Annotated in this window: 8 protein-coding genes; 6 read left to right on the top strand and 2 right to left on the bottom strand. The window is 26.8% G+C overall.

Going from position 1 to position 11,056, the window contains the following annotated elements; all coding sequences use genetic code 11:
• The first annotated feature begins 466 nt into the window (after nt 1–466).
• Both Q0K52_RS13550 and Q0K52_RS13555 read left to right on the top strand, forming a co-directional pair.
• Entirely contained in the window at nt 467–1,966 is a 1,500-nt protein-coding gene (locus Q0K52_RS13550; protein ID WP_297300336.1) for a DUF2828 family protein, read from the top strand.
• Between the two features lie 920 nt (nt 1,967–2,886).
• The gene (locus Q0K52_RS13555; protein WP_297300338.1) at nt 2,887–4,863 is read left to right on the top strand and encodes an ATP-dependent helicase; all 1,977 of its coding nucleotides are present in this window, start codon (nt 2,887–2,889) and stop codon (nt 4,861–4,863) included.
• Between the two features lie 120 nt (nt 4,864–4,983).
• Here the strand turns inward: Q0K52_RS13555 and Q0K52_RS13560 are convergent, their stop codons facing one another.
• Together Q0K52_RS13560 and Q0K52_RS13565 are read right to left on the bottom strand one after the other, a co-directional pair.
• Entirely contained in the window at nt 4,984–5,400 is a 417-nt protein-coding gene (locus Q0K52_RS13560) for a hypothetical protein (protein WP_297300341.1), read from the bottom strand.
• A gap of 735 nt (nt 5,401–6,135) precedes the next feature.
• Nucleotides 6,136–6,357, bottom strand: coding sequence for a hypothetical protein (locus Q0K52_RS13565; RefSeq protein WP_297300343.1), 222 nt, complete (start codon nt 6,355–6,357; stop codon nt 6,136–6,138).
• A 198-nt stretch (nt 6,358–6,555) separates the two neighbouring features.
• Here Q0K52_RS13565 and Q0K52_RS13570 point away from each other — a divergent pair, with 198 nt between their 5' ends.
• The 4 genes from Q0K52_RS13570 (at nt 6,556) to Q0K52_RS13585 (ending at nt 10,951) form a co-directional block, all read left to right on the top strand.
• Nucleotides 6,556–7,149: a DUF1349 domain-containing protein gene (locus tag Q0K52_RS13570; protein WP_297300345.1), complete on the top strand. Its 594-nt coding sequence runs from the start codon at nt 6,556–6,558 to the stop codon at nt 7,147–7,149.
• Nucleotides 7,150–7,269: 120 nt separating this feature from the next.
• A complete protein-coding gene (locus Q0K52_RS13575) occupies nt 7,270–7,425 on the top strand; it encodes a DUF1905 domain-containing protein (protein ID WP_297300347.1) in 156 nt (51 codons plus the stop codon).
• Between the two features lie 108 nt (nt 7,426–7,533).
• The gene (gene dnaX / locus Q0K52_RS13580; protein ID WP_297300349.1) at nt 7,534–9,099 is read left to right on the top strand and encodes a DNA polymerase III subunit gamma/tau; all 1,566 of its coding nucleotides are present in this window, start codon (nt 7,534–7,536) and stop codon (nt 9,097–9,099) included.
• 466 nt (nt 9,100–9,565) lie between these two features.
• Entirely contained in the window at nt 9,566–10,951 is a 1,386-nt protein-coding gene (locus Q0K52_RS13585) for a DUF4132 domain-containing protein (protein WP_297300350.1), read from the top strand.
• Nucleotides 10,952–11,056 lie beyond the last annotated feature (105 nt).

Genomic DNA, 11,056 nt, shown 5'->3' on the forward strand with positions numbered 1-11,056 from the left:
CTAGTAATTTAAATTATAAGGAATACCTTCTTTTTTTAAAATAAAAGTGTGCAATATCTATGGCTCTTAAACAATAACATTTACATTTAAAATATTGACAAAATTAATAATCAGTAATATAATTAAAAACAGATTCCAACAGCAATATATTTAAGCCACAGTCTGGATTAAATGGAATCTAGTTTTTTGTTTTGCAATAATAATTTTAGACACGAACAACAATTTAATAAAGTCTCCATTTTATAGAAGGTTTGACTCCCTTCAGCCATTTTTTAATGGTATATCGTGTCTAGTGTTTATTTTGAAATAATATTTTTTTAGACACGAACAGCAATTTATTTTCTGGTAAGTAAGAAGGTTCAACTCCTTTAGCCATTTTTAATGGTGTATATCGTGTCTAGTTTTTTAATTCTATGCTTATTTAATTATAGGCATAGAATATTTTTTATTATAGGAGAATTATTTTATGTCTTTTTTAGATTTGCTTAAAAATTCTTTTAATAAAACTTATACACAGAATTTCGCTGATACTAATATTTCATCATTAAGCAGTGTAATAGATTTATTTGCCACTATGGGAGCAAGCAGATTTAAAGAAGATGATGAATTGTTAAAATATTTTATAGATGCTTGGAGAGAAAGTCCTGAACTTACAGCTAAATCTATAATGTATTTAAGAGATATAAGAAATGGCATTGGTGAGAGGGAAGTTTTTAGAAAATATATTAATATTATGATTAAACAAAATCATACTCTCACTGCAATAGAAATTCTTAAAACTATACCAGAGCTTGGAAGATGGGACGATATTATTTATATATGGTATGAGAATAGAGAAAATAAAAATATTTCTGAGTTTACAAAAAATATAATATTAGAGCAATTAGAAAAAGATAAAACTACTGATAATGTTTCGCTTCTTGCTAAATGGCTTCCTAGCGAAAATACTTCATCAAAAAACACAAGAAATATTGCAAGAGAATTAATAAAACTTTTAAATATGGAGAGTAAAGAATACAGAAAAACTTTATCTGCTTTAAGGAAGAAAATAAAAATAATAGAAAATAATTTAAGAGAAAAAGATTATACATTTAATTATTCTTTAGTTCCTTCGCTTGCTATGAGAAAATACTCAAAAGCATTTATTAGAAATGATGAAGAAAGATACAAACAATTTTTTGAAGATGTAAAGTCAGGAAAAGTAAAATTAAATACAAGCGTATTAACTCCATTTGATGTTATAAGAGAGATTTTAGACTGTGCTGAAGAAGAGAAAAAAACTAGAAGAGAAGAATTTAATTTAACTTGGAAAAATCTTCCAAACATTTTTGGAGATAATAATTTAAATGCAATAGTGGCATGTGATGTATCTGGAAGTATGGGAATGGCTTTGAATGGTGAGCCTTTAATATGTTCTGTGGCTTTGGGAATATATATAGCACAATTAAATAATTCTGCATTTCATAATCACTTTATAGATTTCTGCGGTAATTCTAAAATGCATGATATATCAAATATAAATAATATTGTTGATGTAGTTAATTATGTTTTAAGATCATCTATTGACATGAGTACAAATATAGATTCAGTATTTAAAGCCTTACTTGGTACTGCTGTAAAAAATCATGTACCGCAGGAAGAACTTCCTAAATATATAATAATAATTTCTGATATGGAGTTTAATCAATGCGAAATGCGAAATAAAACTAATTTTGAATATTGGAAAGAACTATTTAATAAAAATAATTATAAACTTCCTAGAATAATTTTCTGGAATGTAAACTCATTAAGCAGAATAATGCCTGCTTTAAAAAATGATGATGTTTTATTTATATCTGGAAGAAGTCAGAATGCTATAAAAAACATAATCAATATAGATAAATACGATTTAACAAATCAAGATGAAATCTCAATGCTTTTAATACTTGATACTTTGAAAGATTATAATGTAGATATAAAGGATTGATATAATAGAAGTCTATTTAACGCACGGTTAATAATACTTTATTTTATAATAAAATTTAAATTCTAATTTTATTTTATATTTAAATTTATTCTGCGTGCGGTGAACAGATTATCAAATTCAATAACGTTTGGGTGGGTTCTAATAAATTCTAATTAAGTGGTAAAGAAATAAAAAATTATATTGCAGATTTAAATTATAAACTTAGAGGGTGGGCAAATGTAATTTAAGCTTTAAAACTTTTATTACATTCCCCTCCCTTTATTCTTTATAGTATATTTTAAATCATAATTTAAATTTTTTTATTGCTTTATTAGAAATTAAAGCACCGCCCAAGCGTTTATTAAATTTAAAATATGTTTGAACTAAAATGCATTATCCCGAACGTACATTGTACTTTCTGTAAGAAAAAGCATTACCGTTCGGCAAGCCCGTACGGCTAGTACCCGCCCTTTATTATTTATAGTATATTTTTAAATCATAATTTAAATTTCTTTATTGCTTTATTAGAAATTAAAGCACCGCCCAAGCGTTTATTAAATTTAAAATATGTTTGAACTAAAATGCATTATCCCGAACGTACATTGTACTTTCTGTAAGAAAAAGCATTACCGTTCGGCAAGCCCGTACGGCTAGTACCCGCCCTTTATTATTTATAGTATATTTTTAAATCATAATTTAAATTTCTTTATTGCTTTATTAGAAATTAAAGCACCGCCCAAGCGTTTATTAAATTTAAAATATGTTTGAACTAAAATGCATTATCCCGAACGTACATTGTACTTTCTGTAAGAAAAAGCATTACCGTTCAGCAAGCCCGTACGGCTAGTACCTCGCCCTAGTTTTATTTTTCTATAAAACTTGCATATAAATAAATATACAATATAATACTTTCTCAAATATTAATTATAAAGGTTTTAATTATGGATATACTTCAAAATGTAAGCGAAGTTCAAAAGGAAGGAATTCTACATACAGGAACACCATTGCTTTTGCTAGCCGGTGCGGGAAGCGGTAAAACTCTAGTAATCACAAGAAAAATAGCTTATCTTATCAATGAACTTGAAGTAGCTCCGGAAAATATATTAGCTGTAACATTTACAAATAAGGCAGCAAATGAAATGAAGCAAAGAGTTTGCGACTTGCTTCCAGATATAAAACCAAGCAGATTATTCATAAGAACTTTTCACTCTGCATGCTTAAGAATTTTAAAAGAAAATGCACATCGCATAGGATATAAATCTAACTTCCTTATTTTAGATGAAGGCGATAAATTGTCAGTAATAAAAAAAATAATGAAAGATGAAAAAGTACCAAAAAATATTACTCAAAAATCAATGAGAAAATTTATATCAGATGTAAAAAATGAAATGGAAGACGGTATTACATTTGACAGAGATATATTTGAAAATGTTTATAAAAAATATACAGAATATGAGATTAATGAAAATGTAATGGACTTTGACGATCTTATATTAAATACAATAAAATTATTTGAACAGGAAAAAACGGTTTTAAATTATTATAGAAATAGATTTAAATATATTTTGGTAGATGAGTTTCAAGACACCAATCCTCAGCAGTATAAATTAATAAAGTTATTAACGCAGGATGCAGAAAATGATTTAACAGTTGTGGGCGATGATGATCAAAGTATATATGCATTCAGAGGTGCTAATGTTTTAAATATACTTGATTTTGAAAAAGATTATCCAAATACAAAAATTGTACGCCTTGAAGAAAATTACAGATGTCCTAAAGATGTAGTTGCCGCCGCTTTAAGCGTTATAAAAAATAATACAAACAGACATGAAAAAAATGTATTTTCAAATAAACCTAATGAGTTTAAAATAGAAAATTGGATTTGCTACAGCGATTTAGAAGAAGCAAGAAGCGTAGTTAATGAAATAGAATCTTTATTTGATCATGGATTTGAAGCAAAAGATATAGTTATATTATTTAGAACAAACAGCCAATCAAGAGCTTATGAAAAGGAATTAAGACTTCATTCTATAAGCTATAAGATAATAGGAGGAGTTGGATTTTTTGAAAGAATTGAAATTAAAGATTCAATTTCATTTTTAAGATTGATGACAGGCTTCGGAGATAATTTCAGCGTAAGGAGAACTATTAATACTCCTCCAAGAGCAATAGGAGAAAAAACTATAGCCAACTTTGAAACATTTGCCAACTCAAGAAAATTAACTTTATTCAATGCCATTGATATACTTGAAGATTCTGATTTAAGCAAGAAAGCAATAAATAATATCAAAGCATACAAGTATATAATAAATGAATATGCTTTGAAAATAAAAGAAGATATTATCAATGAAGAAGGAATAAATATAGAAAATATCTTTTTTGAATTTTTAAAAGAAATTGATTATTTTTCAATATTTAAAAGCGAAGGCAATGACAGAGTTATAACAGCGGAAGAAAATATAAGAGAACTTTTCAGAGGATTTTATGATTATAAATCAATGGAAGCTGATGCCACATTAATAACATTCTTGGAAGAAAATACATTATACAGAGATATAAATACCAATGATGAAAAAGAAGATTCTATAACACTTATGACAATACATAATGCTAAAGGTCTTGAATTTGATGTTGTATTTATCACAGGAATGGAACAAGGAGTTTTCCCTCATTATTTCTCACTTGAAGAAGAAGGCGGAATTGACGAGGAAAGGAGACTCTGTTATGTAGGCATTACAAGAGCAAAAAGAAAACTTTATTTAACTTATTCAAAAAAACGCAGAGTAAGCAGCGGAATAATGGAACAAATACCATCATCATTCTTAATGGAGATTCCTAAAAAATTAATGCTTATAAAAGAAAAAGCTAATTATGCCGGAAATTACATGGATATAGATGAGGACGCTTTTGATTATTGATTAAAAATATGTAAATTAGAACAATATTTTAATATAGTGTACATGTTTCATGTAGTAAATATAATATTTGAATACACTATATACAGTTATATATAAAATAGATAGTATATTTTCAAAAAATTAACCAACTTCTTTTTGAAGTATATTAATAATTTTTTCTGTTATATACAAAAGTTTCTTTTCATCTTTTGGAAAGGCAAATTTTCTATATATTGTATCTTCATCTTCAGATTTTGTAAATCCATGAATACATTCTTCTTTCTTCAAAATTCTTTCCAAATCATCATATCCCTTGCTAGAATGTATTATTAAAGATGAACTGTCAATCTTATCGCAATATATATCAATTGCATAAGAAACTTTATCATTCTTTATTTCTTTATAAAAACATTCGTTTTCAAAATTGTATCCGCCAAAAGTTTTAATAAGATTATTAATTCTTATTACTGCTAAATTATGACAAATATCAACTATTTTGAGGTACTCATCATAATTATTTAATATATTATTATACATTTCATTATATTCATTATTCATCAGATAACACTCCCTTTAGAAAGAAGGCATAAATTTTTTTATAAAAAAAAGATTGTCGATTGTCGATTGTCGATTGTCGATTGTCGATTGTCGATTGTCGATTGTCGATTGTCGATTGTGAACATAAATAACCATGATAAGTATTATATTAAATTTATCAACTTTAGTCAATACTAAAAAAACAAAAAATATTTTATATTTATTATTAAAGTGATGAAAAAAAATAATATTATAAACATTATATTCAACAAAGCATGTATATTATTTTATATAAAAACACATTACCAAATTATATTTTACATATAAATATCTATTTTTTGTGATATATTTAATATAAGTAAATTATATAATCTATTACTTTTTATATTCTATAATTGTATAAAAATTGACTAATACAGCAACTTTGTTAAAATTATTTTCATTTATAAAGTTTTTATGAATAAATATTTTTTAGAAGAAGAATTATATTGGATTAGAAAGCAGAAAGATATATTGATTGATGATAAAAAATAGAAAAATGTTATCATCTTTTTTAAGATTTTTCTTTGAAAGTTAATAACCACATATATAAACACAATGGAGTACTAGAACCTACTCAAAATTCTTGCCCCAATACCAGTATTTGTTTTTATAAATTCCTTTATAAGAAATTTATTACATTTACAGCTATTAATATCTATGATATAGAAGGCACTATATTAAAGTTTCCAGCATTTGGAATTGAAGTATATATTTTCACTCAAGCTCTTTAGGAAATAAGGCTTCATCAAGAATCCAAGCAATTGGTTTTGAAAGTTCAATAGGTGTACAATCATGTGATAACCAACATTTATCATCAGGATCCCACATTGTGTACCCAATACCTTTTGATCCATCTGAGTTTTCAAAAATGGCAAGAATACAAGCCATCTTTTTTGCCTCTTCCATATCAGTGTTCCATTCAAAAGTAACTTTCATAAGTTTCTCCTATTTTATATTATATTTATAATATTATAATATAATAATATAAAATTTATATATTAGAAGTATAATTTTATACTATAGAAATTATAATAAAAGAACGGGAATAATGATTATTTAATCAATTTTTTAATAAACACTTAAATTGACAAATAAAGTAAGTTTGTTAAAATTATTTTTATTTAGAGAGTTTTTATGAATAAATATTTTTTAGAAGAAGAATTATATTGGATTAGAAAGCCAAAAGATATATTAATAGATGATAAAAAAATAGAAATATATACAGAACCTAATACAGATTTATGGCAGAGAACATATTACGGTTTTAGAAATGACAATGCTCCAGTACTTCAAACAAAGACTAAAGAAAAATATTTTTCATTTATAGTAAAGACTGTATTTGAAAGTAAGCATCGTTTCGATCAATGCGGAGTTGCCATTTACATAGACAGTGAAAATTGGTTTAAGGCTTCTATAGAATATGAGAATGAAAATTATCAGCGTTTAGGAAGTGTAGTTACAAATAATGGTTATTCTGATTGGGCTACTCAAGATATATCAGCTTCTATAAAAGAAATGTATTACAGATTAAGCAGAAGGGAAAGCGATTTTTTAATTGAGTACAGCGAAGACGGAAAAACTTTCAAACAAATGAGAATATTTCATTTATTTAAAGCTGATGATGAAATACCATTTGGAATATATGCATGCAGTCCTGAAAATTCATCTTTCAAAGCAGTATTTAGCAATATGGAAATAACTGAATGCAAATGGTTTGAACATAAATAATTATTTTATGATAAACAACAAAGAATATAAATTTAATGCAGTAATAAAGAAAGTACCTGATATGGACGCTGCTTATATAGAATTTCCTTATGATGTAAGTTTGGGAAAGGGCGTGTTAAAGTGACTGCCTATTTTAACGGATTTGAATATAACGGTATACTTGTGAAAATGCAAACTCCTTGTCATATAATAGGTATAAGAAAAGATATAAGGAAAGCAATAAATAAACAGGCTGGAGACACCATAGAAGAAGTTATAATAAAAGAACGGGAATAATGATTATTTAATCAATTTTTTAATAAACACTTAAATTGACAAATAAATATAGTCTGTTAAAATAGCTTAAAATAATACAAAAAATAATTTAAATGGAACATTGTAAATATGGCTGAAAACTATAAAGTAATTGCAAGAAAATACCGTCCTCAAACTTTTGAAGAAGTTATAGGTCAGGAACATATCACAAAGACAATATCAAAAAGTATAGCTCAAAAGAAGATAGCACATGCATATCTTTTTTCAGGTGCTCATGGAGTTGGTAAAACCTCTCTTGCTAGAATTATAGCTAAAGCCCTAAACTGTGTTAATGGCCCTACTGATAAGCCTTGCGGAGTTTGTCCTTCTTGTACTCAAATAGAAAATGGTACTCCTCTTGATGTTATAGAAATCGACGGTGCAAGCAACAGAGGTATAGAAAATATAAGAACCATTATTGAAAATGTAAGAATATCTCCGGTTGCCGGAAAATATAAAGTATATATCATAGACGAGGTGCATCAGATAACTAATGAGGCTTTTAATGCTTTGCTTAAAACTTTGGAAGAGCCTCCAGCACATGTTGTTTTTATACTTGCTACTACTGAAGCAGACAGAGTACTTCCTACTATAAGAAGCCGCTGTCAGCAATATACTTTTAAATCTTTAGGCATAGAAGATTTAGAGAAAATATTAAAAGGCATACTTGATAAAGAAAATATTAAATATGATGAAGAAGCAATTTTCTTAATAGCTAAACAGGCCAGAGGTTCAGTACGCGACAGTGAAACTATACTTGAGAAAATGATAGCATACACTACAGATAAAAAGTACATAACAAGTGCTGATGTTAATGCTGTTGTAGGCGGAAATAATTTTTCTTTTGTTAAAGAGTTTTTTGATATTATAATGTCCGGAGATAAAAAAACTTATTTTGAATTCGTAAAAAAATTATTTGAAGAAGCAGTTGATCCAAGAACTTTTATAAACAGTATAATAGAATATATGCGTGTTGTTCTTATGATAAAAAGCGGCATTGATGATATAAAGCTATTAGAAATAACTGAAAATGAAAGAGATGATTTAAAAACTTTTGCCAATCATTACAATGATGATGAAATAGAAAGAATACTTGATTATATATTATTAGTAGAAGAAAGAATAAGAAATGCCTCAAATCCTAGAACTATATTTGAAATGCGTATGTTATTACTTCTTAATACTGATAATTTGATACGTCCTGTTGATATAATTAATATGCAGGCAGTTTCTCAAGCCAGCGATGATTATGGATTTGAAAATGCTCCTGCTGCTAATACAGTTAATACTCAAGTACCTAATACATCAGATAAGCCTCACACAGATGTGCCTTTAAATCCTACAGATAAAAGACGTATATTCTACAATAAAATACTTTCATATATAGAAACAGAAAGCCCTACTATATATTCTTTATTATCTCAAGGAAACCCTATAGAAAGTAAAGGAGCAACTTTAATAGTAGCATTGCCTGCTCATATATATGATATGACTCAAACTGATAAACGTATAAATGATTTAATATCGAAAGCCATACCAAAATTCACAAAGAATAAAGATGTTGCTATACAGTTTCAGCGTGCAGTAGAAGGCAATATGATAGATAAATTAAAAACACGTTTACAAGCTACTGAAGTTGATGAAAATTCTTTATAATTTTAGGTAAATAGTAAACAGCTATATTTTATCATTTTTATATTTAAGTATCATAGCTTAATTTTTTTATTCTTATTGAGCTACCCTACTTGTTTGTATATACCTAAACAATTATATTTTGTAAAAAATAATTTTTTTAAATTTTAAATATCTGCAGGGCTTTGCCCCGCACCCCACTTCTTTTGGTGCCCCAAAGAAGCAAAAGGGCTATATTTTAGCTTAAATTAATAGTTTATATTACATGTAAAACAATTTTAGTATGATTTAGTACTAATTCTATCCTTGCACTTTTTGCAACTTTTTGCGGCGGGAAAAAGTTGAATAAAAAAATGACAAACTTAAAAATTTTCAGTATATACTGAAATCTTTTAAGTATACATTAAATAAATTCTATACAAAATATATAAATTGAATTAAAAATCATTTCATTATAATATTATCAATAAAATAAAAGGACTTCATTATCATGACCGTAGAAGAAATTAATGCCTTTGTAGAAAAAAATTATAATAAAAAATTTGATAAAACTACTTCGTTTATAGATGATTCGATAATATCTAATGTACTTATTAAAGATAAAACTAATTATGCAGATGCTAAAGTAATTAGATATATTATAGGTGAATACTTAGATATAAAAGAAGCTTACAGATTGAGAAATGCTGATTTAATAGGTAATGCTTTAGATACAGAAAGTTTTGATAAAGCATTAGAGGATATATATAATATTTGGAATTGCGACAATAAAACAAAAGGAATACTTTATCCTTACTGCATATTTGGAAACAGTATTCAGCTTGAAAGAGTTTATAATAAGGCTAAAGACATTGCAAGCAATAGGGCTAAATTGGCATGCTTTATGCTTGAAGCTCTTGCATTAAGTGCCAATAAAAAGGCTTTAGCTTTTGTATATGAAGCATCAAGAAAATTCAAACAAACAAGTGTAAGAAATACATGTTCTGGAATTTTGAATGATATAACTAGAAGACTTCAAATCACAAAAGAAGCATTTGCAGATAGAATTATACCTGACTTTGATTTTAATAAAGACGGAATTAGAATAATAGAAAGCGAAGGTAAAAAATTCAAAATAACATTGAAATCAGATTTTACTATATCAATATTTGATGAAATAAAAAATAAAGAATACAAAACATTACCTAAAGATTTTCCGGAGATTCCAAAAAAAGAATTATCAAAACTAAAAAGCGAAATAAATAAGGTATTAAAACTTCAAACAGAGCGTTTACAATTAGTATTTATGGACGCTAGGAAATGGACTTTAACAGAATGGAAAGAAATATTTTTTGAGAATCCTTTAATGAAGGCATTCGCTGTTAAGCTTATATGGGGAGTATATGACAAAGACAATAAATTAATAGAAACTTTCAGATATATGGAAGACGGTTCTTTCAATAATTCTGAAGATGAAGAAATACAAATAGAAAATGATGCCCTTATAACTTTAGTAAGCCCAATAGAAATTGAAAAATCTTTAATAGAAAAATGGAGAGATCAGCTTTCCGATTATGATATAGTTCAGCCTTTCAATCAGCTTTCATTAGAAACAAAAGATGAGTTAATTGAAAAAATTCCTTCAAAAACTACAGTAGGATCAATAAGAGGAGCTGTATCAAAATTAGGTTTAGAAAAAGATGACGGCGACGGAGGATTTGTTAATTATTATTTACTTCATGATTCATACAATAAAGCTAATGTATATATACATGTATCAAGTATTTATTACGGAGCTTCCAATTCAGATGAAACAGAAATAAAAATAAAATTTGAAGCTGCTGACGAAAGATTTGAATACGGAGCTTATCTTATATTATCATCTTATTTGAAATAGTAAAATTAATAATAAAATTCATTTAGTATTTTGCACAGGAGCCAGACATATTGCATTAAGTATTCCTTAGTTTTTTAAAGTATAACATAGGTGTATCATAATTTA

Origin of the sequence: uncultured Brachyspira sp. (assembly GCF_944390845.1) — a bacterium.
Lineage (GTDB): Bacteria > Spirochaetota > Brachyspiria > Brachyspirales > Brachyspiraceae > Brachyspira > Brachyspira pulli.